Origin of the sequence: Myxococcus sp. CA056, assembly GCF_013336715.1 — a bacterium.
Lineage (GTDB): Bacteria > Myxococcota > Myxococcia > Myxococcales > Myxococcaceae > Myxococcus > Myxococcus llanfairpwllgwyngyllgogerychwyrndrobwllllantysiliogogogochensis.
Genome location: NZ_JABUMT010000004.1, coordinates 756,664 through 779,802 on the forward strand (window position 1 = coordinate 756,664; position 23,139 = coordinate 779,802).

The following is a 23,139-nucleotide window of genomic DNA, read 5'->3' on the forward strand; positions in this document are numbered from 1 at the left end:
GCGCGACATGGACCCGCAGCTCTTGCGCAGCATCTGGCCGGTGTTCTCCGCGGAGACGCGTGAGCAGATCCAAGCCATTGGAGCGAAGGTGCTCGGGTTGGAGGGCCCGGCTCGCGAGCGCGAGGCGGACCTGTTGCCCTCGCTCAAGCGACTGGTGCACAGCCTCAAGGGCTCGGCGGCGAGCCTGGGGCTGGACGACATCGAGCAGGTGGTGCACGCCATCGAAGACGGGCTGACCCACATCGAGCCGGATACGGGCCTGCCTCGCGCCGCCGTGGAGTCCATGCTGCGCGGCCTGTCCGGCATCGAAGCGGCCATGGCCCGGGGTGACGCCGGCCAGTCTCCCGAGGTGGAGGGCCTGAGCGCGCTCCTGAAGCTGCTGGGGCGCGACGTCTCCATTCCCCAGTCGACGACGGTGGCCTCGGGCCTGTCCGCCCAGGGGATGGAGGCGCTGGACTTCCTCGAGGCCTCGCTCGGCGCGCTCTGCTCTCCGGACGTCCCGGACAGGGCGGCCGTCGTGCGCAAGGCGATGGAGCGGGCGCGCACGCTGCGAGGCGCGGCGCAGGAGTCCGGCGCCACGCGACTGGCGACGCTGGCCGAGTCCGCCGCGCTGGGCTTCGCGCGCATGGAGCCCGGAGGTGACGCGGCGAGTCTGGCCGCTTCCGACGTGGCCGGTACGCTGGTGGAGCTGCGGGCCCAACTGGAAGAGGGTGGGGCGCAGGGCAACATGGCGCGCACGGTGGATGCGCTGCGTGCCGTGCCCGCGCCGACTCCCGCTGACTCGGGCACCCCAGGCGCGCAGACGACCGCGCCGCAGCCGGAGGTGCGAGGCACCACGGCCGACCACACGGTGCGCGTGGCGGTGAAGACGCTCGAGTCACTGGCGCTCCAGGTGGAGCTGCTCGTGGCGGGGCGCGCGCAGCAGGCGCGGCGCTCGGAAGGCTATCGCGCCCTGTCGGACGGGACGCACGAGGTGCTGCGACACCTGGAGCGCGCGTCGTCGCAGCTCACGCTGGCGGGTGGCGGGCCGGCGCTGGAGTCGCTGCGCTCCGGCGTGGCGCTGATGCGGACGATGCAGAAGCGTCTGCTGGAGGTGTCGCGCGAGGCGCACCGCGACGGCGAGCAGCTGGCGCTGGTGGCGCAGGTGGCGCGCGATGACCTGCGCGATTTGCGCATGGTGCCCGCGTCCCAGCTCCTGGAGCCGCTGCGCCGCACCGTGCGCGAGGTGGCCACGCGGCTGGGCAAGGACGTGGCGCTGGAGCTCACCGGCGGCGATGTGCGGTTGGACCGGCGCATCCTCGATGCGCTCAAGGACCCACTGCTGCACCTGGTGCGCAACGCCATCGACCACGGGCTGGAGTCGCCGGCGGAGCGGCGTGCCGCGGGCAAGCTGGAGACGGGCCGCCTGACGGTGCGAGTGGAGCCTCGGGGCGCGCGCATTGGCGTGGTGGTGGAGGACGATGGCTACGGCCTGTCACCGGAGCGCGTGCGCGCCACGGCCGTGCGCCGGGGGCTGCTGTCGGAAGAAGAGGCAGCCCGGCTCTCCGACGCGCAGGCCGCGCGGCTGGTGTTCCAGCCGGGCTTCTCCACGCGAGAGCAGGTGACGGCGACCTCGGGACGCGGCGTGGGGCTGGACGTGGTGCAGGCCATGGCGGCGCGGCTCCAGGGCTCCGTCGACGTGGAGTTCTGGGCCGGTCGGGGCACGCGCTTCACGGTGGACCTGCCGCTGACGCTGGCCTCCGCGCTGGGGCTCCTGGTTCGCACGGGCACGACGGTGTCCGCCATTCCTTCCGACAGCGTGGAGCGCGTGCTGCGCCTGAAGCCCGAGGACGTGGGCACGGTGGCGGGGCGCGTGGTGGCCCGCGTGGACGGCTCGCAGCTGACCTTCCTGCCGCTGGCGGAGGCCATTGGCCTGCCCCGGCTTCCCCTGGCCATCGAGTCGGGGAACGTGCAGACGGCGGCGCTGATCGTCGTTGGCGGCGACAAGGTGCTGTACGCCATCGACGAGGTGGTGGGGCAGCAGGAAATCGTCGTGCGCTCCCTGGGCAAACATCTCCAAACCGTGCGGCACCTCGCCGGCGCGGCGGTGCTGGATGACGGTCGCGTGGTGCCGGTGCTCAACGCGCCGGAGCTCGTTCGCGTGGCCCGGCCGGAGACGCGCTCGATGGCGGCGGAGGTGCGGCGTCCGCGCATCCTCGTGTGCGACGACGCGCTCACCACGCGCTTCGCCATGAAGTCGCTGCTCGAGATTGCCGGCTTCCCGGTGGTGACGGCGGCGGACGGTGAAGAAGCGTGGGGCATCCTGGAGCGCACGCCGTGTCAGCTCGTCGTGAGTGACTGGCAGATGCCGCGACTGGATGGCGTGGGGCTCGCCCGACGCATCAAGTCCCACCCGACGCTGCACTCCACACCCGTCATCCTCGTCACCTCGCTCGACAGTCCGGAGGACCGCGCCGCGGGGCTCGAGGCGGGCGCGGACGGCTACCTCGTCAAGCGCGAGGTGGAGCGCGGCAAGCTGCTCGAACTCGTGCGGCAGCTCCTGCCGACCCGCTGAAGTCGCTCAGGAACTAGAGGCTCCCGGAGGTCCCAGCTCCGCCGGGAGCTGGAGGACCCAAGGGTGTACGCCCGGGGCAGGGGAGCGCACGCTGCCGCCGAGTCGCCGCGTGAGTTCTCCCAGCAACATGAACGGGCGCTCACCTGGCTCGCGTCCTCCTTCTGTCGATGCGGCCAGTCGCCAGCAGCGCATGGGTTCGAGCAACTCCAGTTGAAGTGTCACGGACGTGGCATGCGTCGACGCGAGCCCGCGCACCAGGGCTCGCACCCAGGCCTCCAACTGCGCCGGGCTTGCCTTCACCATCACCGCCCGGTCCGGCACCGCCAGCGCGACACTCCACCGGGACGCCCGCTTCGTATCGGGGCCGAACGCCGAGTGGAGCAGTGGACACAGGTCCGTGGCGCTGCCTCGTCCCAGCCGGAAGTCGATGAGGGCCCGCTGGTCCTGGGCCGAGCGCATCATCCGGTCCAGATAGCGCTGCATCGTCGCGCTCAAGGGACCGGCGGTGCCCTTCATCATCATGTCCAGGTAGCCCTTGATGACCATCAACGGGGTTCGCAGGTCATGTGCCGCGAGCGAGCGGCGCTGCTCCCAACTGGCCGCGTTGCGTTCCTGTTCGCGTCGTGAGGCCAACAGGCGCGCGTGGCGGGCTTCGGCGGCGGACTCGCGGGCATGCGCGGCGAGCAGGGCGCTCGCGAAGGCGGACAGCCGTTCGAGCACCCGCTCGTCCGAGCGTCCTGTTCGCTCGGGCCACACCTTCAGGAGCCGTCCGCCTCCCGACGATGGACCGGCGACGCCCGTGCCCGCCCTGGCCACGCAGGTGCGCCCATCATAGAGGGCCGCGCCGGAGGCCTCCGTCAGCCGGAGCGTCTCGCGCAGCAGCAACTCCATCCCCGCATGGGAGCCACAGCGCAGCGCGCGCTCGGCCACCGCCGCGAGCGCCTGCTCCACCCCTGCGTCGAGCGTGAGGTCCACGCTCCGCCCACTCCAAGCACCGGCTTGCACGCGCAGAGGTATGGGCACGCCTCGGTCAGGGCGCAACACTGCCCACGGAGGGCAAAGAAAGGGACGCCTACCGGCAATCCTTTACCCACGTCCGCCGACGGGCTCCCGACTTTTTACTGTCCCGCGGGGCAGGGTGATCGCCCAAACCCGCTCAACTCCTCGCATGCACCCCTTGGCCGGACCCTTGCTAACGGCCACTGCGACGGGCTGCGGAAGGGACGAATGGGGACTCTCGACTACTACGCGGCAATCGCGAGACTCGCTCCGGGGGCCCTGGCCCTCAGTGCGATGCGGCGAGTGCAAGGCGTGGCACGGCAGGCGCGATATCGAAGGCGCGAGCGCACCGATGAGGTGTTGCTGCTTCAAGCCTTCGGCGCGGCCCGTGCGGAGGAGCTGGCGGAAAGAGCCCTCGGCAATCGAGCCTCCCGTGTCTGGTGTGAGCTGTCCCAGCGTGACTCCGTGCTGGAGGCGCTCGCGGCCATTCCCGGAGCGCGTGAGCGTGCCAGGGCCCGCGCCCAGGCCGCGCTCCGTCAGGAATGGGACGTCTTTGGAACGCGCGTCGCCTTTGGTGAGGGCCGCCCGGTGGACTGGTCGCTGGACGCGCTCAGTGGCCACCGATATCCGCTGGCCCCCGTGGATCGGATGCCGCTCCACTCGAAGGGGAATGACCCGAAGTACCCCTGGGTGATGGGGCGGCTCGACAGCGCCATCGCGCTGGCCCAGGGCTACTGGGTGGAGAAGTCACCGGACGAGCGCGACAGGCTCTCCTCCGCCTTCGCCATGCAGGTGCTCGACTTCCTGCAGGCCAATCCCGTGGGGCAGGGCGTCCACTGGACGTGCGCCATGGAGGTGGCGCTGCGCGCGGCCAATCTCGCGCAGGCGCTGGTCATGTTCTCCGATGCCGCCGTGGTGCGCCGTCCGGAGTTCCTGGTGCCGGTGCTGGGCTCGCTCGCGGACCATCTGTCCTGGGTGGAGGCGCATCTCGAGGACCGGGGCGCGGTGCCCAACAACCACCTCGTCTCCAACTACGTCGGCCTGCTCGTGGTGGGGCTGCTCTTCCCCCAACTGCCGGACACGTCGCGCCAGGTGTCGGTGGCGGTGTCGGGCCTGTGCGAGCAGATGTCCGCGCAGGTGCATGTCGAGGGCACGTCCTTCGAGGGCTCCATTCCCTACCACCGGCTGTCGGTGGAGCTGTTCACCCTGGCGCTGCTGGTGGCGCGGGGCTCGGGCGTGGCGCTCGGCACGGCCTATGAGACGCGCCTGCGCAGGATGTTCCATGTCGTGCGCGCGTGGTGCTCGGAGACGGGGCTGGCGCCGCAGTTGGGTGACAACGACTCCGGTCGCGTCTTCCCCCTGCGGGAGCGGGGCGACCTGGAGCAGGGCTATCTGGTGGGCCTGGGCGCGGCCCTCTTCGGAGACGCGGGCCTGGGAGGCGGCGAGCCGCCGGACGAGGCGGCGTGGCTCCTGGGCCAGGCGGGCATGGAGCGTCACCGTCGGCTGTCGCCCGCGGCGCCTTCTCTGTCCGTGAGCTTTCCCGAGGGAGGCTTCCACGTGCTGCGGGGCGCGGGAGCCGTCGTCACGGTGAGCGCGGGCAAGCAGGGGCAGCGCGGAGTGGGCGGGCACAGCCACAACGACAAGCTGTCCTTCGAGTTGCACCTGGGCGGCCGTCCTCTCATCGTCGACCCTGGCACGGGCTCGTACACGAGAGAGCCGGCGATGCGGAACGCGTTTCGTGGCACGGCCGCGCACAACACCGTGCAGGTGGATGGGGCGGAGCAGGCCCCGTTGGACCCCGCGCGGTTGTTCGCGCTGCCCGAGGGTGCGAAGGCGCGCGTGGTGGCCTTCCTTCCTGGCTCGAGCGTGGACAGATTGCGTGTCCGTCATGATGGGTACCGCATGCTCCCCGCGCCGGTGGGCATCGAGCGCACGTTCCGGTTGAACCGGCACGAGCGCGCGTTGGCGGGGTGCGACAGCTTCATCGGCACCGGGCAGCACGAAGTCATTGGACGCTTTCATCTCCCCGACGAGCAGGCGCGGCGCGTGACGCCGGATGCGCAGGTGCTCGCCCGGGCGCAGCGCGCGGCGGAGGAACCGCTGGAGTTCGAGCCCCTCGCGGTGGAGCTGGGCCCCGCGGGCGCGCCGCTCGCATGGATTCTGCTGGAGCGCGGACTGGAGTCTGGACTGGTGGCGTCTGGGTATTCACCCGGCTACGGGCGGGTGGTGCCGGCGATGACGGTGGAGTTCCGGAGGCAGGTGAAGCCTCCGACGGGTTTGAGGTGGTTGGTTGTCTTCAGGTGAGTTTCGGGTCGGGGCGTGACCGTCTTGACGGCACGTCGCATCAGGAGAGGTGAGGACGATGAGGGTGATGGTCGGCAGCCCGCTGTTGGAGCGTATTCGTCGGCGGGAGGCGAAGGTCGGTGTGGTGGGGTTGGGGTACGTCGGTCTTCCTTTGGGTATGGCGTTCGCGGAGGCGGGCTTCCCGGTGTTGGGGCTCGACGTCGACAAGCGCAAACTCGACAAGATTGAGAAGGGCGAGAGCTACATCAAGCACATCCCCAGCGGGCCGCTGGCGGAGCTCACGAAGTCCGGCAAGCTGAAGGCGACGAACGACTTCGCGAAGGCGAAGGACCTGGACTGCGTCATCATCTGCGTGCCCACGCCGCTGACGGCTTCGCGTGAGCCGGACATGAGCTACATCATCCAGACGGGTGAGTCGCTCGCGCCGCACGTGCGCCGGGGACAGCTCTTCATCCTGGAGTCCACGACGTACCCGGGCACCACCGAGGAGGTGCTCAAGCCCCTGCTCGAGAAGAACGGCCTCAAGGCGGGCGTGGACTTCCACCTGGCCTTCAGCCCCGAGCGCGAGGACCCGGGCAACAAGAACTTCAACACGAAGACGATTCCGAAGATTGTCGGTGGCTACACCCCGGAGTGCTCCGAGGTGGCGGCCGCGCTGTACGGCAGCGCGCTGAAGGAAGTGGTGCCGGTGTCCTCCACCCGCGTGGCGGAGCTCGCCAAGCTGCTGGAGAACATCTACCGCTGCGTGAACATCGCCATGGTCAACGAGATGAAGATGCTCTGCGACCGGATGAACGTGGACGTGTGGGAGGTCATCCAGGCCGCCAGCACCAAGCCCTTCGGCTTCCAGCCGTTCTACCCGGGCCCGGGTCTCGGTGGGCACTGCATCCCCATCGACCCGTTCTACCTGACGTGGAAGGCGCGCGAGTACGAGTTCCACACCAAGTTCATCGAGCTGGCCGGCGAGGTGAACTGGCAGATGCCGTACTACGTGGTGCAGCGCACCATGGAAGCGCTCAACAAGAGCCGCAAGACGCTCAACGGCGCGCGCGTGCTCTGCCTGGGCGCCGCGTACAAGAAGGACATCGACGACATGCGCGAGAGTCCTTCCCTGCGCATCATGACGCTCCTGGCGGAGAAGGGCGCGGACATCAGCTACCATGACCCGTACGTGCCCGAGCTGCACAAGGGCCACGGCTTCAACATGGAGATGAAGTCCGTCCCGTTGGTGCCGGAGAAGCTGGGCGACTACGACGTCGTCATCATCCTCACGGACCACTCCAACATCGACTACGCGGCGGTGGTGGCGAATTCGTCGTGTGTGATTGACACCCGCAACGCGACCAAGGGCGTGTCCCTGGGCCGCGAGAAGGTGACCAAGGCGTAAGCAGGGGCCCGGAAGCCGACCCTCCGGGCAGGGGTCCACGACTCCAGGTGTCGGGAGGGGCACCTGGGGTCGGCGGACCTGCTCGTCTTGCGGGGTGGTTTGGGTACAGTGGGGGCCGTGAATTCCCTCACCCGACCCGTTCTCCCCCTGCTGGCGGCCTCGGCCGTGTTGCTGGCGGCGACGCCCGCGCAGGACTCGCGACTGACGCTGCTCGATGCGATGTCGAGCGAGCTGTCGCGCAACCAACAGCAGCTCAAGCTCCAGAGTCACGAGCCGCCGTACTTCATGAGCTACCAGCTCAAGGACTACGCGCAGGAGGTCGTGGCCGCGCGTTATGGCGCCGTCTTCCTGGACGACGGCTACCGCGAGCGTCGGCTCTACGTCGACACGCGGGTGGGCGACTATGCCTTCGACAGCTCGGTCGAGGAGGGGCTGGAGTTCTCCTTCTCCACCAAGGGCACCAGCTACACCTCGCGCAAGGAAGGCCCGCTGGATGACTCGCCGCTGGCGCTGCGCACCGCGCTGTGGCTCATCACCGACGAGAAGTACAAGTCGGCGCTCTTCCAGTTCCTGAAGAAGAAGGGCGAGGACGTCTACTCGGTGGAGGACCCGAAGCGTCCGGCCTCCTTCACGAAGGAGAAGGCGAGCAGCTTCGTCCAGCCGCCGGTGGCGAACCCGTTCAACCGCGAGCGCTGGGTGAAGCTGTCGCGTGAGGTGTCCGCGCAGTTCAACGCGCATCCGGAGATCTTCGATTCGGAGGTCCGAGTCACCTCGGACAAGGTGACTCGGCTGTTCGTGTCCACGGAGGGCACGCGGCTGGTGACGGAGGAGACGTTGTACGGGCTCCATGTCACGGCGGTGACGCGGGCGCCGGACGGGCAGCTCCTGGATGACTCGCGTGACTTCTACGCGCCCACGGAGGCGGGGCTCCCGGACGATGAACGCGTGCGCGCGGCGGCGGCGAAGGTCATCGAGGAGCTGCTCGCGCTGCGGCAGGCTCCCGCCATCGACCCGTACTCGGGGCCCGCCATTCTCGCGCCGGAGGCCTCGGGCGTGCTCTTCCACGAGACGGTGGGGCACCGGCTGGAGGGCGACAGGCAGGATGGGGACAACGAGGGGAAGACCTTCAAGGGGCAGATCGGGAAGCTGGTGCTGCCCGCGTTCCTGTCCATCCACGATGACCCGTCCCAACGTGCACTGGCCGGGGAGCCGCTCAACGGGTACTACCTCTATGACGAAGAGGGAGTGAAGGGGCAGCGGGTGACGCTGGTGGAGAAGGGCGTGCTGCGAAACTACCTGCTGGGTCGACGTCCGGTGGATGGGTTCCTCAACTCCAACGGACACGGGCGCAGCCAGGGCACGCTGAAGCCGGTGGCGCGCATGGCGAATCTGATGGTGGAGAGCACGCGGCAGGTGAGCGACGCGAAGCTGAAGCAGATGCTCATCGACGAGGCGAAGCGGCAGAACAAGCCCTATGGCCTCATCATCCGCGACATCACCGGGGGCAACACCAACACGTCCAGCTACGGCTACCAGGCCTTCAAGGGGGTTCCGCGCATGGTGTACCGGGTGGATGTGAAGACGGGAAAGGAGTCGCTGGTGCGTGGCGTGGAGATTGTGGGCACGCCGCTGTCAGCGGTGAACCGCATCATGGCCACCGGCGAGAAGCGGGGCATCTTCAACGGCTTCTGCGGCGCGGAGAGCGGCAACGTGCCCGTGTCCACGGTGGCGCCCGCGGCGCTGCTCCAGGAGATCGAGCTCCAGCGCGCGGTCGAAGGCAAGGACCGTCCGCCCATCCTCCCCAGCCCGACGACACTGCAGGCGTCGCCGGCTCGCGAGAAGCCCTGATTCGCCAATGCGGGGGGCATGGCACAAAGAACGTCCGGCACCGCCGGGCGGATGGGCGGAGAGCGGCGCGGTGCTCCTGAGGGGAGCCCGCGTCGTGTGGCGTCTGTTGTCGGCTCGAGCCGCTGATTCAGGCGCGGAGGGCGAACCGCCGAGAAGAAACCGTGCCGTGCCGCGAGCGAGGACTGGCGTCGTGTGGAGTCATGCGATGTCCCGGGACGGAGGTCGCGTTGCGAGGAGTTTGTGGAGCCGGATGGCGCCACGAGCAAGGACTGGCGTTGCGTGGAGTCATGCGATGTCCCGGGACGGAGGTCGCGTTGCGAGGGGTTTGTGGAGCCGGATGGCGCCACGAGCAAGGACTGGCGTTGCGTGGAGTCGTGCGACGGCCCGGGACGTAAGTTGCGGCGCGCGGAGTCTATTGCGCCGCATGGCGCCGCGAGCAAAGGCTGGCGTCATGTGGAGTCGTGCGACGTCTCGTGACGGAGGTCGTGTCGCGAGGCGTCTGCTGTCGGCGCTGGGTGTTCTGTTCGTGCTCCTCGTGGGCGGCGTCGGAGGCGCGGAGCCCCTGCCCACGGGCGAAGCGTGGTTGGAGTTGGTGCACGACGACAGGCTGAGCCCGGGTGGTAACTGGGAGCTCATCTCGGTGGAGTCCACGTTGGATGGACGCCCCCTGCCATCGGCCCCAGAAGATGGTGCGCGGAGCGCGTCGGGCGGCCCCCGGCATGAGCTGCCGCTCGGGCTGCACTGGCTCGACGTGACGACGGTGTACGAGGGACGCTCGGATGTCTTCTCGTACGTGGAGGGCTATCGCTTCGTGATGCGCGGGCGCGTGACGCTCGACGCGCGGCCCGGCGACACGGTGCGCATCACCTCGACGGCGTATGAGCGCGACGGCGTCACCGTGCAGTGGCAACAACGTCCCGCCTTCCTGCTCATGGGGCAGCCCCAGGAAGCGGTGGTGGGAATCGAGTACGGCGCCGCTGCGAACAGGCCGCTCCCGGAGGACGTGGCGGCGCGGGTCGTCGATGAGGTGCTCGCGGAGGCTCGACGGCTGTCTCCCATTCAATCCGTGGCCACGGCCTCCGTGTCCTCCGGTGCCGAGCCTCCTGGCACCTGCGAACTGGAGCCCATCTTCTTCGCCTTCTTCGACACCCGACTCTCCCCGGACGGGGAATCCTCGCTGCTGCGCGCGGCGGACTGTCTTCGTGAGCGTCCGAGCCTGCGCGTCCGGCTGCGGGGCCACGCGGATGTGCTGGGGACCGAGTCCGTCAACGCGTCGCTGGGCTTGGGGCGCGCTCAGTCCGTGGCAGCGAGGCTCGAGGCGCTCGGCGTGGAGGGAAGCCGCCTGCTGCTGGAGACGCACGGCGCGGACCAGCCTCCGTGTGATGACGGGACTCCAGGGTGCTTCGCGCGCAGCCGCCGCGTGGAGTTGGTCGCGGAGCCGTCGCCTCTCTGAGTCGCGAGCCTCCGCCTGGCGCTCACTCCAGCCGCGCGGAGCCCACCGTCATCACCATGTCGCGCAGGTGCTGCGCCTCGAAGGGCTTGGCGAGCACCGGGTTGCGCACTTCCTGGAGGAAGCGCTTCGTCTCCGGGGTGAACGCGCCGCCGCTGATGAAGACGATGCGGTCATGCAGCCCCGGCCAGGTGTCGCGGACGGAGTGGTACACGTCCATGCCCGTCAGCTCCGGCATCATCAAGTCGCAGAGGATGACATCGAAGGCCCTGTCCTGGCCCAGGTGCGCCAGTGCCTCGCGGCCATTGGCGAGGGTGACCAGCTCGTGGCCTCGCAGGAGCCTGCGCATCAAGTCGAGCACGCGAGGCTCGTCATCCACCACCAGCACGCGTCGCCCCAGGGACGGAGGGCCGACCCGGGGGAGCGGTGCGACGAAGGCGTCATGCTCCGCGCGAGGCAGGAACACTTCCACGGTGGTCCCCTGGCCTGGCTCACTGCTCACGCCAATGCGTCCCCCCAGCGCGGAGATGATGTCGCGACAGATGGCCAGGCCCATGCCCATGCCTTCGCCCGAGCGACGCGTGGTGAAGAGCGGGTCGAAGATGCGGGGCATGACGTCCGCGGCGATGCCGCAGCCGGTGTCGCTGATGGAGAGCCGCACCTCATCGGCCTCGGCGCGCAACGCGACGGTGATGCGATGCTGGGAGGCGTGCCCGTCGGGGATGGCGTGGGCGGCGTTGAGCACCAGGTTGAGCAGCACCTGGCCCAGCTTCGTCGCGGTGCCACGCACCCGGGGCACTTCCGTGTCGTAGTCGCGCACGACTTGCGCCCGGTGGCGCAGTTGGTTGGCCGCCATCCGGAGCGTGCTCTCCGTGACGGCCTTGAGGTCCACCGGCTCCATGGCCTCGGCGCTCGTGGCCGAGAGGGCCTTGAGGTCCGCGACGATGCGCTGGATTCGCAGCGTGCCCTCCAGGGCTTCGTCGAGGACCTGGCGACATTCCTCGTCGGTGGGCTCGTTGGGGCCGGGCAGTCGCTCGCGCAGGTATTCGAGGTTGCCCGCCGTGTACGCGAGCGGGTTGTTGATTTCGTGCGCCAGCCCCGCCGCGAGGATGCCGAGGGACTGCGCGCGCTGCTCCCGCTCCTTCTCCTGGAGGAGCTGCGCATCCCGGCGCTTGCGCTCCACCGCGTTGACCAGCACATGGCCCGTCAAGCGCATCAGGTGCCGCTCTTCCGGCTTCCACTCCCTCGGCTGGTCCATGGCGTCGAACCCCATCCAGCCGATCAACCGGCCCGCGAGCAGCAGCGGCGCGTTGATGTAGGAGCGGATGGACAGCAGGGCGCAGAGGCGACGCTCCTCGGTGGCCTCGAGGGGAAGCTTCGCCGCGTCCGTCACCGTCACCATGCGGCCCGCGCGCAGCTCGTCCAGCGACCAGCGGAAGTCCACCACGGAGCGTCCCCGGTGGGTCGCCAGTCCGTGGGGCTGCATGCCGTGAGCGCACCACTCGTAGGAGTCCGACAGGTGCTCGCCGTCGTCGGAGAGGAGGTTGACGTAACCGCGCTGCGCGTCGATCTGCCGGCCAAGGACTTCCAGCGCGGCGCGGACGCCAGCCTCCAATTCGTCGGGTGGCAGGTTGAGCAGCTTCTGGGACGTGTCGGTGAGCAGCGACCAGCTCTTGAGCAGGAGCCCCAACTCCCCGCGCATCTCCCGCAGGGCCTCGGCTTCCTGGCGCAATGTCACCTGCGCGCCCTCGGGAAGCCCCGGGGCTCGCGTCACGCTGAGTTGATCCAGGACGTCGGCGGACTGCTGGAGTCGCTCCAGCAGTGTCCGAGAGTCCGTTGCCTCGGCGGACAGCGCTGGGCTGCTCCGCTGCTGCTCGGCCATCGATTACCCCCTCCCGTCCCCGCACAGGCTTCCCCAACCTGTGGCGCGGATTTCAGCTCGGCCGAAATTGTGCCACCAGTTTGTTCTCTGCATCCAGTGTGCAGTTTTAAAAAATGCAACCGGGCAACAGGTGGTGGCGGCGACTCAGGGGGAGGTGGGGGGAGGGATGCCCAGCGGCTCCGGAGTAGGAGGGGGCGCGAGGCGAAGTTGCCTGCCGCCCTTGAATCCGCGCCATTGGATGTAGCGGCGGAAGTCCTGGAGGAAGGTGTCGGGGGAGAGGCCCACGGCCTGGGTGAAGGCCTCGGCGAAGTCGGGCCCCTGGCTCATGGCGTGGAGGATGCCCCGCACCACGGGCTCGCCGTAGCGGCGGGCCAGGAAGGTGAAGGCGTGGTGGGCGGCCCCGTAGACGATGTCGCTCTCGCGTCGGTAGAGGGTGTCGGCCTGGGCCAGCGGGTCCGCGCGGGGATGGGTGCTCCAGTAGCGGGCGAGGTCCTCGAGGGAGGTGACGCGGTAGCCCTGCTCGGCGGTGTACGAGGCCATGCCCTCGCGGAACCACAGGGGGATGCGCTTGCGCGTCCAGCCCAGGCGGTCCGAGGCCACCTGATACATCAGGCTGTGGGTGAGCTCGTGCAGCAGCAGCTCGTCCACCTGGGCCTGGCTTGCGCCCAGGAGCGTCCAGGTGCGGGGGCTTTGGAGTTCGATCTGCTCGTAGCGGGCCCACGCGCGCAGGAAGTCATGGTCCGGGCGGTTGGCGGCGCGCTCCAGGGCGGCGTGGTTGGGGTGGATGATGATGGCGACGGAGTCGTCGAAGGTGCCCCAGCGGGCCATGCGCGGCAGGGCGCGTTCGACGGCGAGGCGGACCTGGGTGGCGGCGTCGGAGTCTCGCGGCTGGAACTCCAGGGTGATGCGCGCTCCGCTGGCGGTGGGCGTACCGGGCTTTCGCATGGCGTCCGTCGGGACGTCCATGGTGGTTCGTCGTGGCGCGGAGCAGCCGGCGAGAAAGCCCAGCACCAGCAGGACCAGGGCGTGGCCGAGGCTCCCCTGTCTTCGCATCCATCCCCTCGTCACGAGCCTCACTCCACCCCGAGCCAGCGCAGCACCGCGCGCCCCACGTCCGCGACGGTGGTGAAGCCGTCGACGTCCGGCGCGGGGGGGCCGAAGTAGAGCACGGGGACGCGGTGCAGGGTGTGTCCTCGCGTGGACAGGTCCTCGACGTTGCCGTGGTCGCTGCACACCATCACCCGGGCATCGGCGGGACGGTGGGCCACGACGGCGCGCAGGAAGGCGTCGAAGGTGTCCAGCGCGGCATGGGCCGCGACGAAGTCCTGCGCGTGGCCGGCCTCGTCCGCGAGGTAGTGCTCGAAGAAGGTGAAGTCCGCGCCCGCGGTCACGCGCCAGAAGATGTCGGCGGCCTCCTCGGGCGTGCGCTCGGGGGCGGGCAGGCCGTAGGCGCGAGCGTTGGCGCCGGTGATGTCCGGGGTGAGGCCGTCTCCGGCCCGGGCGTCCTCCAGCGTGCGCAGGGGCACGGGGCCCGCGGCGAAGGCCAGCTTGGACGCGGAGGGCTTCATGCGGCGCCGGGCCTCGGGTGTCGGGGTGAACTCCGGAGGCAGGGTGGTGGGGCGCCGGGGGACGCCGAGCGCGTCCAGGTAGGGCGCGGGGTAGGCGTTGGCGAAGGTGGCGGTGCGGCCGGCCGCGAGCAGGCGCTTGACGATGGAGCGGTCCGCGAGCAGCCCGCGCAAGGGGGCGTTGGGGTAGCCCAGCACGTGCTGGCCGATGAGGGCGGGGGCCGGGTCTCCCGTGAGGATGGCCGTCTGGTTCGAGGCGGACTGGGGCCTTCCGGACACGCCGAACGTCGTGTCCACGGGAATACAGCGCCCTCCGTCCGGCAGGGTGGGGCCTGGGGCGTCCTGGAAGAAGGAAAGCAGGTGTTCACGGTGGGCGAGCGGGTTGATGGCCGGGTCCTTCCGGCCAATGCCCACACCATCGATGAACAGGAGCGCGACGCGCACGGCTCGCGACTGTATCCTCGAAACAGAACGCATGGCCCTCCACGGCGACCTCTTCAGCTATCCGCTTCCCGAGTTCCTTCAATGGTTGGACAGCTCCCGCAAGACGGGGACGCTCCAGCTCTCCTGGGAGGCCGGCGAGCGGAAGCTCTTCCTTCTCTCCGGTCAGGTCGGGGCCACGGCCTCGGAAGGCCTGCGTGGGAGGGTGGCCCGGCTCCTCGCGCTGGCGAAGCTCGCCTCGGGCGCCAAGGTGCTCGCCGCCTTCGACGAGCTGTCGCGCACGCCGGACGTGGACGCCGCGTTCGACGTGCACGGGCTCCAGTCGCGGTGGATTCGGGATTTGGGCCGCGAGGAGCTGTTCGCGGCGATGACGGACCTGACGATTGCCGAGCGGGGGACGTTCCACTGGACGGAGGACGCGGACCGCTCGGGCGAGGACTGGGTTCCGTCCGACATGAGCATCCGCGAGCTGTTGTTCGAATCGCTGCGCTGGGTGGATGAGCAGCCGGACGTGGACAAGGCGCTGCCCATCGACGCGCTCAGCGTCCGCGCGTTGACGCCGCCCAGCCCGAGCCAGCCGCTGATGCATCGAATCATCCTGGGGTTGTGCGCGACGCCGCAGAACCTGGGACGTCTGCGGCTGTCGATGGGCGTGTCCCGCTCGTCGGTGACGCGGCGGGTGTACGAGTTGCTCCGGGCGAAGCTGGTGGAGGTGGATGGGGCGCCGCAGGTGGAGGCGGACCCGGTGGCGGAGATGCTGGAGAAGGGCGCGGTGCTGATGCGCGAGGGCCAGTTCGACGCGGCGGGCATCGTCTGCGCGTCCTTGCTGGCGAGCGACCCCGCGGACCGGCGCGTGCGCGAGTTCGCCCGGCTGGTGCAGCGTGAGCACGTCGCGGCGCTGTACTCGGACATGCCGCCGCTGCTGGTTCCCCTCGTGATTCACGACCCGCAGGGCATGTCGCTGCTCAAACCCGAGGAGCGGCAGATCGCGGGCCTGGTGAGTGGGACGTGGGATGTGTCCACCATCGTCCTGGCGAGTCCCGCGAGGGAGCTGGAGACGCTCAAGACGCTCGCGAAGTTGCACCGCATGGGCTTGCTGCAGCTCACCGCGCCGCGCTGACCGGTGCGCCCGAGTCGGCGCCGCGCTGTTCGAGGCGCCCGAGTCGGCTCCGCCCTGACCGAGGCGGCGGAGTCGGCTCCACGCGGAACGAGGCGCCGGAGTCGCCTCCGTGCTGGCGCAGGCGTCCGAGTCGGCTCCTCGCCCCGTGCGAGGTGCCGGGGCGCTCCACCGTCCGCGCTGCTACTCCGAGGCGGGGAGGCCCACCGCGTTGAGGCGGACGAAGGTCTGCATCAGTACATAGAGCGCGAACGCCGCGTCATCGACGCGCAGGTGTTGCTGGGTGGCAAGTCCCTGGATGCGCAGCAGATCCGCCCCATCCACGCGGAGCAGGAACGCCTGTTGCGCCAGCGTGCCCTCACCCGCGAACGCCAGCGAGCGCCGGATGGCGTCCGTGCAGGCCGTGACGCAGGTGGAGTAGTTGCCCGCCATGAACGCGGCCTCGGCCGCGCGCGCGTGGTCGAACATGTCTCCCGGCGCCAGTGCGCTCACCGCGCCGAGCAATTTGGCGGAGGTGGCCTGCGAGATGGGGGCCACGATGGGAGGCGGAGGCGGCGCCACCATGGGCTCCACCCGAGGCGGGGGAGCAATCGCGGGGAACGAGCCCGAAGGACGATGAGGCACCGGCGTCGGCATCATCGCCACGGCGGGGCCATGGCCCGAGGGCGGGGCCAGATGCGTCGAAGGGGGCGGCTGCCGGTGCTGGAGGTGCTGGGCGAGCTGCGCTTCCAGACCCGCGGGCTGCGCGCCACCGACGGGGGCCACCGGGCGCGGCGGCGGGACGATGCGCTTGGCGCGCAGGTCCTTGATGACCAGCCGGGTGATGGCCTTGAGCGTGTCGAGCACCCCGCGCCCATTGGTGGCGGCGGTCTCGAAGTCCGGCACGCCGCGCGGGTTGAGCTCCTGGCGGAGCTGCTCCACGGGCAGCACGTTCTCCAGGTCCCGCTTGTTCCACTGCATCACCAGCGGGAAGCGGTCCAGCCGGATGCCGTGCTCGAAGAGGTTCTCTTCCAGGTTCGCCAGCGACTCGCGGTTGGCGTCCATCGCGTCCGGCTGCGAGTCCGCCACGAAGACGACGCCGTCGGCGCCCTGGAGCACCAGCTTCCGCGTCGCGTTGTAGAAGACCTGGCCGGGCACGGTGTACAGCGCCAGCCGCACCGAGCAGTCCCCGACGCGCTCCACCTTCACGGGGAGGAAGTCGAAGAAGAGCGTCCGGTCGCCTTCGGTGGCGATGGACATCATCTCGCCCCGGTGCGCGGGCCGGACGGTTTCGTAGATCTTCCGCAGCGAGGTCGTCTTGCCGGACAAGCCAGGTCCGTAAAAGACGATTTTGGCGGCCACCTCGCGGGCCATCAGGTTCACGCTGCTCACGGTGTCAGCTTTCCTAGAACGACTCGACGCTTCGCGCCAGTTGCGGACGGGACATTCGCGGGGGTTCCCACGAGGAATTCGGCGGCCAGCAACGCGAACAGGGCCGCTTCCTTCGCTCCTTCCGGAAATCCCAGGGTATCAAGCCGGCGGACGGGAAGGGGGGCCAGCCGCTCCTCAAGCCGCTCCATCAACCGGGGATTCCGGGTACCCCCTCCCGAGGCGTACATCGCCTCCAGACCTGGAGTGCGAGGCAGGACCCACGTCTCGTACGCCCGCGCGGTGCTCTCCACGGTGAACTCCAGCGCGGTGGCCATCAAATCATGGGGGCGGTCCGCGTAGCGCGCCCACAGGCGCTCCACCATCACATCACCGTAGCGCTCGCGCCCGGTGCTCTTGGGAGGAGGCTGCGCGAGGAACGCGTCCGTGAGCAGGTCCGCCAGCAGCGCCGGAATCACCTGGCCCTGTCGCGACAGGCTCCCGTCCAGATCGCACGCCAGTTTTCCCTGGGTAACGCGCCGCGCCAGCCCGTCCATCACCATGTTGCCGGGCCCGGTGTCGAAGGCGAGGGTGTCATCCAGTCGCGCGCTGACGACGGACACGTTGGCGATACCGCCGATGTTCTGCAGGGCGCGAGGGGCCTCGGGGTTTCGGAAGGCCACCCAGTCGAAGTAGGGCACCAGCGGCGCGCCATGGCCCCCGGCGGCTACGTCCCTTGTGCGGAAGTCGCTGACGACGGGCAGTCCCGTGCGCTCGGCGATGACGGAGGGTTCGCCAATCTGCAAGGTGGAGGGGAAGGCCGAGGTCCCCGGTGGCAGGTGCGCCATCGTCTGCCCGTGAGAGCCGATGGCGCTCACGTCCGAGAGCGCCACCCCGGCCCGCTCAATCGCCTGGAGCGCGGCGCGAGCGAAGTGCTCCGCCAATTCGAAGTCGAGCTGACTCAGGGAGCGGGCGTCCTGGGGCCCCAGCATCCGGACCACCAGCTCTGGGGGAAAGGGCGCGGAGACGTGGGACAGCAGGTGCAGCCGGGCTCCGCCGCCCGTGCCCGTCACCTCGCACAGCGCGGCCTCCACCGCATCCGCGCTGGTGCCGGACAGCAACCCGACGCACAGGCGCGGGCGCTGGGAGTCAGGGAGGGGAGGTTGGAGGCGCATGCCTCCAAGTCTAAGACTCGCCCCCCACGCCGCGCCGTCAGCGGACGGGCGAGCGGGGGCTCCGTGCGTGTGCGCCCTTACGTCCCGGGCCGCCAAGCGCACGCAAGCCGTTCTCCTGGAGACGCTTCCGGGCCCCCCGGGCGTCCAGCCCCGTGAAGTGCATGGCCACGGCCACCTTCACCTCGCCGCCGGATGCCTCCAGCAGACGGGAGGCTTCCGGAGCGGGCAGGTGCGTCAGCTCGGCCACCATTCGCGCGGCGCGGGCTCGCAGCTTCGCGTTGGCGGGGCGCACGTCCACCATGCGGCCCCGGTACACCTTGCCCAGCGCCACGAAGGCCGCGGTGGTGATGGCGTTGAGGATCAGCTTCGTCGCGGTGCCGGCCTTCAGCCGCGTCGAGCCGGCCACCAGCTCCGGCCCCGTGCGCGCCAGCACCAGGGTGTCCACGTCCGTGCGAGCTCTGGGAGGGTTGCAGCACACCAGCACCGTGTGCGCCCCACGCCGCTTTGCTTCACGCAGCGCGCCCCGGACATACGGCGTGGAGGAGCTGGCGGAGATGCCGCACACGACGTCGAGAGGGCCCGCGTCGAAGGCGCGCACGTCGGAGGCGCCCGCGTCGGCGTCGTCCTCGGCGCCTTCCACGGCACGAGTCAGCGCCCGGCGTCCACCGGCGATGCGAGCCTGGACCTGGGAAGGAGGGCTGCCGAACGTAGGAGGACACTCGCTGGCGTCGAGCACGCCCAGACGTCCACTGGTGCCAGCACCTACGTAGAGAAACCTGCCGCCCGCCCGCAACGCATTCGCCACGGCCGTCGCTGCCTGGGTGACAGCGGGCAACGCGGGGCGAACCGCACGGACGGCAACGACGTCCTCGTCATGTAACCGGCGGACGACCGACCCGATGGAGCGTAGATCAAGGTCGTCCGCGCGGGGATGAAGCCGCTCGGTGGGAGGGAGTTTCGTGGATGAAGCGCGTGAGGACCCCACCCCCGAGCGCATTACTTCAAGCCGCCTTCGTCACCTTGCCCGCTTTGATGCAGCGGGTGCAGGCGAGAACGCGCTCCGTGCGGCCCTCGACGCTGGCCCGGACCTTCTGCAGGTTCGGGAGGGTTCGCTTCTTGGTCTTGTTGTTCGCGTGGCTGACGTTGTTGCCGACGAGCGGACGCTTGCCACAGATGTCACACTTCCACGCCATGACCTCTAACTCCTTGAAAACTGGGGCGTTGGACGCCTGCCGATAAAGAGCGGCGGAACCTGCCAGAAAGCCGCTTGGAAATCCAGCCTTTCAGCCGTTTGGATCAGCCCTTGAGCGGATCCTTCTTGTTCAACATGTCTTGAACCAGGCGTGCGGCGCGCACTCCGGCGAGCAGCTCGCCCTCCAGGCCGAGGCCGGGAAGCACCTCGCGGCCCGCGAGCAACAGGTTCTTCACCGGGGTTCGCTGACTCAAACCGGTGACGCCCAGCACTGCTTCCGATTCGAAGCTGTAGAGCGGGTGCGGCATCAGCCGCGTGCCGCGCGAGCCGCTGGCGTCGAGGTAGGGCACGGAGCGCAAGAGCCGGTGCTGCGCGGTGAAGGGCATGACGGCGTCCAGCTGCGCGTCGATGCGGGTGGCCAGGGCCTGAAGGTGCTCCTCGCCCAGCTCCCGAGCGGACGCGGGGATGAAGACGCCGGCGCACACGACGCGCAGGGCCTCCGCGTCCTTGCTCTCCTTGCCACCCGTGGCCGAGGCGCGCGCGGGGTGGAGCTGGAGCAGCATGGCGCCCAGCTCCGCGTCCTGGGTGTCCACGAGCGTCAGCTCGCCCAGGCCACGAGGGAGCGCTGTCTCCGGCACCACCCAGTTGACGGTGAAGAGGATGGATTTGGTCGTGGACTGATCCAGGTGCTCCATCAGGCCACGGTGGTGCTTCTTGTCCGTCACCAGCCGCCGCAGCGCGCCGGAGTCGGTGGCGGCCACCAGGCAGGCCGCGCGGTAGATCGTGTCCGAGCGGACCAGCTTCACGCCGGCGAACTTGCTGCCGTCGAAGGACAGCTCCTCGACGATGAAGCCGGTGGGGCTGTCGCGTCCGAGCACGTCGCCGCCCAGCTCCGCCAGCCGCCGGGTGAGCATCTCTCGCAGGCCGTCGTGGCCGCCGGCGAAGAAGGAGGGCGCCGCCAGCACCTGGGACAAGGTCCGGGTGAGCGCGAGCGGCGACTCCGGCTTCTCCAGGTGGTTGATGAAGGGGCGCAGCCCGCGCACCAGGGAGGCGGCGGGGGCGTCCGAGGCCAGCCGGAGCGGAGTCTCCAGCCCGGGGTGGGCCTTGATGAGCTTCTTGAGGCCCCATCCCTCGAAGAATCCATCCGGGGGCAGGGCGGGGTGGGCCTTGAAGAAGGCGTCGCTCGCCTCGTGCTGCGCGGTGGTGCCGACCAGCGCGCCCAGCAGCGCCTCGCCTTCCTCGCCCAGCTCGCGCGTCACCTCGGCCTTGCGGCGCGTGGCGTCGGAGTGCAGGTCCATGCGGTTTCTTGGCAGGACGAGCTGCAGCTCGGGGGAGTGGGGGCGCAGCGCGCGCTGCACGGTGGTGGTGAGGCCCAGCTCGGTGAGGGCCTCCTCCACGGCGGGCATGGCCTTGAGGGGCGGCGCGACGAAGGGCGCGTAGGGGAGCACGTAGCCGCCGTGCTCGTAACCCGGGCCCATGCCGTCGTGCTCCACCAGCAGGACGCGATGGCCGCGCTTGGCGAGCAACGCGGCCGAGAGCGCACCACCCAGCTGACTGCCCAGCACGATGACGTCATACACGTGCCGGGATGGACCCGAGGGAAGCTTGAGTTTGGCTGCGGACGTCATGAGGCGGGCAACACTACACAACGTCCCGCGCCGCTGGCTCCCTTTTGGCGCGCCGTGAAGGCCGGTGGGGGCGGAGTGACCCGGCCCCGGGCTCAGCTCCCCACGCCGAAGAGGCGCGTCTCCAGCTCGGGCGGAAGGGTGGTGAAGTCCGGGAGCGTCCAGAGGGCACCGGCCTGTCGCAGCTGCGTCGAGGACGTCGTGGTGGTGATTCCCACCACGGGCATTCCAGCGTCGTGCGCGGACATGACGCCGAGGATGGCGTCCTCGAAGGCCAGGCACTGGGAGGGGTCGACGCCCAGGCCCTGGGCGGCCGCGAGGAAGATGTCCGGGAAGGGCTTGCCCCGGGAGACCTCCTCGGCGCCGACGATGCGGTGGAAGACGGGGCGCAGGCCCAGCCCGTCAATCACCAGCTCCCGGTTGCCGTGGGGTGCCGCGGTGGCGATGGCCATGGGGATGCCGGCCGCGCGCAGGCGGGAGATGAAGGCTTCGGCGCCCCGGTGCAGCCGCAGGTGGGGCCGGTAGAGGGTGCGGTAGTGGTTCTCCTTCTCGTCCGCGAGCCGCTCCAGTTCGTCGGGTGCGAGCGCTCGGCCGAGCAGCTCCGGGAGGATTTCTTCGTTCTTCTTGCCGGCGAAGCGGGTCTGGAAGTCGTCGGCGGTGAGGGACAGGCCGAGCTTGCGCGCGAGCGCCACCCAGGCCTGGTTGTGGAACACCATGTTGTCGACGAGGGTACCGTCCATGTCGAACACGGCGGCGCGCAGGGGCGTGTCGGAAGGTGTCATGGTTTCCCACCCATAGCGCGGCGGGGGACGGGGCGGTCCACGAATCGCGCGCGTCAGGCCGACATGACTGATATTCGGGGCTCCACATGAGTGATGGCGTGCTGATGGAGACGCGTGGGGCGGTGGGCGTGGTGACGCTGAACCGTCCGAAGGCGCTGAACGCGCTGAATCTGGAGATGTGCCGACAGCTGCATCCCCAACTGGATGCGTGGGCGGCGGACCCGGCGGTGAAAGCCGTGGTCATCCAGGGCGCGGGTGGCCGGGCCTTCTGTGCGGGAGGCGACGTGCGCGCGGTGGCGGCGTCCGTGGCCGAGTCTCCTCGGGGCGAGCAGGAGCGGGTGTCGCGTGAGTTCTTCCGCGCCGAGTACGCGCTGAACCACCGCATCCACCACTTCGGCAAGCCGTACGTGTCGCTGGTGGACGGCGTCTGCATGGGCGGCGGGGTGGGGCTCTCCATCCACGGGGCGTATCGGGTCGTGACGGAGAAGCTGGTGCTGGCGATGCCGGAGACCGCGCTGGGGTTGTTCCCGGACGTGGGGGGCGGCTGGTTCCTGCCGCGCTTCCCGGGTGAGTCGGGGACGTATCTGGGGCTCACCGGGGCCCGGTGTAGCGCGGCGGACGCGATGTGGCTCGGCTACGGGACGCACCACGTGGAGTCCGCGCGGCTCGCCTCGGTGTTGGAGGCGCTGGTGAAGGCGGAGTGGGGGACGGGGCCGGCGAGCGCGGTGGTGGAGCGGATCCTGGCGGGCTTCCACGCGGACGCGGGGACGTCGGTGCTCGCCACGCAGCACGCGGCGATGGACCGGTGCTTCGCGGCGGAGCGGGTGGAGGACATCCAGCAGGCGCTCGAGGCGGAGGGCACGGCGTGGGCCCAGGAGACGTGGGCGACGCTGGTGCGCATGTGTCCGACGAGTCTCAAGGTGTCACTGCGCCAGCTGCGGATGGGGCGCACGCGGGACTACGACGAGATGGTGGCGGTGGAGTACCGGCTGAGCCAGTCGATGACGGCGCGCGCGGACTTCCGCGAGGGCATTCGCGCGGTGCTCGTGGACAAGGACAACAAGCCGCGCTGGCACCCGGGCACTCTGGGCGATGTCACCGAGGCGGACGTGGAGGCGTGCTTCGCGCCACGGGCGGGTGACGAGTTCGTCGTGTCGTCGAACTAGATGAGAGCGCCCAGCTCCACGGGCCCTGGCGGGCGGCTTCGTCGCCGGGATTGGGGAGGACCTGGAAGTCCCAGTCCAGGCGGCCACAGCCCCTACATGGAGGAGGCAGGCCGCCGAAGTTGCGCCAGACGACGGTGAGGTCCGCCGGGTCGAGGTAGAGCGCCTCTGTTTCCGAGTCGTGCAGGTACTGTGTCTCGCACGAGGCGCAGCGGACGAGCTCGAAGTCCTCGTCGCCGAGCACCTCTCCACCCCTGCGGCGAATCTTCTCGGGACAGGGCGAGAGCACGGACATGGAAGGGCTCTGG

At 69.9% G+C, this 23,139-nt stretch carries 18 protein-coding genes; 7 read left to right on the forward strand and 11 right to left on the reverse strand.

The genetic code is table 11. From position 1 onward, the window contains the following. Nucleotides 1–7 precede the first annotated feature (7 nt). Entirely contained in the window at nucleotides 8–2,554 is a 2,547-nt protein-coding gene (locus tag HUA76_RS21465) for a response regulator (RefSeq protein ID WP_174461914.1), read from the forward strand. A gap of 6 nt (nucleotides 2,555–2,560) precedes the next feature. Here the strand turns inward: HUA76_RS21465 and HUA76_RS46090 are convergent, their stop codons facing one another. Continuing rightward, on the reverse strand, nucleotides 2,561–3,529 hold the full coding sequence (locus HUA76_RS46090) for a histidine kinase dimerization/phospho-acceptor domain-containing protein (RefSeq protein ID WP_174454983.1): 969 nt from the start codon (nucleotides 3,527–3,529) through the stop codon (nucleotides 2,561–2,563). 252 nt (nucleotides 3,530–3,781) lie between these two features. Between HUA76_RS46090 and HUA76_RS21475 the strand changes: the two genes are divergently transcribed. From HUA76_RS21475 to HUA76_RS21490, 4 genes are all read left to right on the forward strand, one after another. Beyond that, entirely contained in the window at nucleotides 3,782–5,857 is a 2,076-nt protein-coding gene (locus HUA76_RS21475) for an alginate lyase family protein (protein ID WP_174461915.1), read from the forward strand. A 67-nt stretch (nucleotides 5,858–5,924) separates the two neighbouring features. Then, nucleotides 5,925–7,244, forward strand: coding sequence for a nucleotide sugar dehydrogenase (locus HUA76_RS21480; protein ID WP_174455257.1), 1,320 nt, complete (start codon nucleotides 5,925–5,927; stop codon nucleotides 7,242–7,244). Between the two features lie 117 nt (nucleotides 7,245–7,361). Continuing rightward, nucleotides 7,362–9,092 (forward strand): TldD/PmbA family protein, encoded by a 1,731-nt coding sequence (locus tag HUA76_RS21485; protein ID WP_246137863.1) that lies wholly within the window; start codon nucleotides 7,362–7,364, stop codon nucleotides 9,090–9,092. 424 nt (nucleotides 9,093–9,516) lie between these two features. Next, a complete protein-coding gene (locus tag HUA76_RS21490) occupies nucleotides 9,517–10,545 on the forward strand; it encodes an OmpA family protein (RefSeq protein ID WP_217439908.1) in 1,029 nt (342 codons plus the stop codon). Between the two features lie 22 nt (nucleotides 10,546–10,567). Here HUA76_RS21490 and HUA76_RS21495 read toward each other — a convergent pair whose 3' ends face one another. From HUA76_RS21495 to HUA76_RS21505, 3 genes are all read right to left on the reverse strand, one after another. Then, nucleotides 10,568–12,424 carry an ATP-binding protein gene (locus tag HUA76_RS21495; protein WP_174461917.1) on the reverse strand — a complete coding sequence of 619 codons (1,857 nt, stop codon included), beginning with the start codon at nucleotides 12,422–12,424 and terminating at the stop codon, nucleotides 10,568–10,570. Between the two features lie 144 nt (nucleotides 12,425–12,568). Then, complete coding sequence (locus HUA76_RS21500; protein WP_174461918.1) at nucleotides 12,569–13,477, reverse strand: hypothetical protein; 909 nt, start codon at nucleotides 13,475–13,477, stop codon at nucleotides 12,569–12,571. A 20-nt stretch (nucleotides 13,478–13,497) separates the two neighbouring features. After that, nucleotides 13,498–14,433: a metalloenzyme gene (locus HUA76_RS21505; protein WP_174461919.1), complete on the reverse strand. Its 936-nt coding sequence runs from the start codon at nucleotides 14,431–14,433 to the stop codon at nucleotides 13,498–13,500. Nucleotides 14,434–14,464: 31 nt separating this feature from the next. Here HUA76_RS21505 and HUA76_RS21510 point away from each other — a divergent pair, with 31 nt between their 5' ends. Beyond that, entirely contained in the window at nucleotides 14,465–15,550 is a 1,086-nt protein-coding gene (locus HUA76_RS21510; RefSeq protein WP_141649099.1) for a DUF4388 domain-containing protein, read from the forward strand. Between the two features lie 180 nt (nucleotides 15,551–15,730). On the opposite strand, the gene HUA76_RS21515 is transcribed toward HUA76_RS21510, so the two are convergent. The 6 genes from HUA76_RS21515 to HUA76_RS21540 form a co-directional block, all read right to left on the reverse strand. Continuing rightward, a complete protein-coding gene (locus HUA76_RS21515) occupies nucleotides 15,731–16,918 on the reverse strand; it encodes a GTP-binding protein (protein WP_174461920.1) in 1,188 nt (395 codons plus the stop codon). After that, entirely contained in the window at nucleotides 16,915–18,069 is a 1,155-nt protein-coding gene (locus HUA76_RS21520) for an anhydro-N-acetylmuramic acid kinase (RefSeq protein WP_174454990.1), read from the reverse strand. Before HUA76_RS21520 ends, HUA76_RS21515 begins: the two co-directional genes overlap by 4 nt. A 37-nt stretch (nucleotides 18,070–18,106) precedes the next feature. Next, nucleotides 18,107–19,066, reverse strand: a complete 960-nt coding sequence (locus HUA76_RS21525) for an N-acetylmuramic acid 6-phosphate etherase (RefSeq protein WP_174461921.1) — start codon at nucleotides 19,064–19,066, stop codon at nucleotides 18,107–18,109. A gap of 4 nt (nucleotides 19,067–19,070) precedes the next feature. Next, on the reverse strand, nucleotides 19,071–19,262 hold the full coding sequence (rpmB, locus tag HUA76_RS21530; protein WP_015348676.1) for a 50S ribosomal protein L28: 192 nt from the start codon (nucleotides 19,260–19,262) through the stop codon (nucleotides 19,071–19,073). Nucleotides 19,263–19,365: 103 nt separating this feature from the next. Further along, nucleotides 19,366–20,889, reverse strand: a complete 1,524-nt coding sequence (locus HUA76_RS21535) for an NAD(P)-binding protein (protein ID WP_174461922.1) — start codon at nucleotides 20,887–20,889, stop codon at nucleotides 19,366–19,368. A gap of 92 nt (nucleotides 20,890–20,981) precedes the next feature. Continuing rightward, on the reverse strand, nucleotides 20,982–21,668 hold the full coding sequence (locus HUA76_RS21540) for an HAD family phosphatase (protein ID WP_174454993.1): 687 nt from the start codon (nucleotides 21,666–21,668) through the stop codon (nucleotides 20,982–20,984). Nucleotides 21,669–21,754: 86 nt separating this feature from the next. Between HUA76_RS21540 and HUA76_RS21545 the strand changes: the two genes are divergently transcribed. Next, nucleotides 21,755–22,834 (forward strand): enoyl-CoA hydratase/isomerase family protein, encoded by a 1,080-nt coding sequence (locus tag HUA76_RS21545; protein ID WP_174461923.1) that lies wholly within the window; start codon nucleotides 21,755–21,757, stop codon nucleotides 22,832–22,834. Here the strand turns inward: HUA76_RS21545 and HUA76_RS21550 are convergent. Further along, a complete protein-coding gene (locus HUA76_RS21550; protein WP_174461924.1) occupies nucleotides 22,764–23,126 on the reverse strand; it encodes a hypothetical protein in 363 nt (120 codons plus the stop codon). The genes HUA76_RS21545 and HUA76_RS21550 overlap by 71 nt on opposite strands. Between the last annotated feature and the right edge of the window lie 13 nt (nucleotides 23,127–23,139).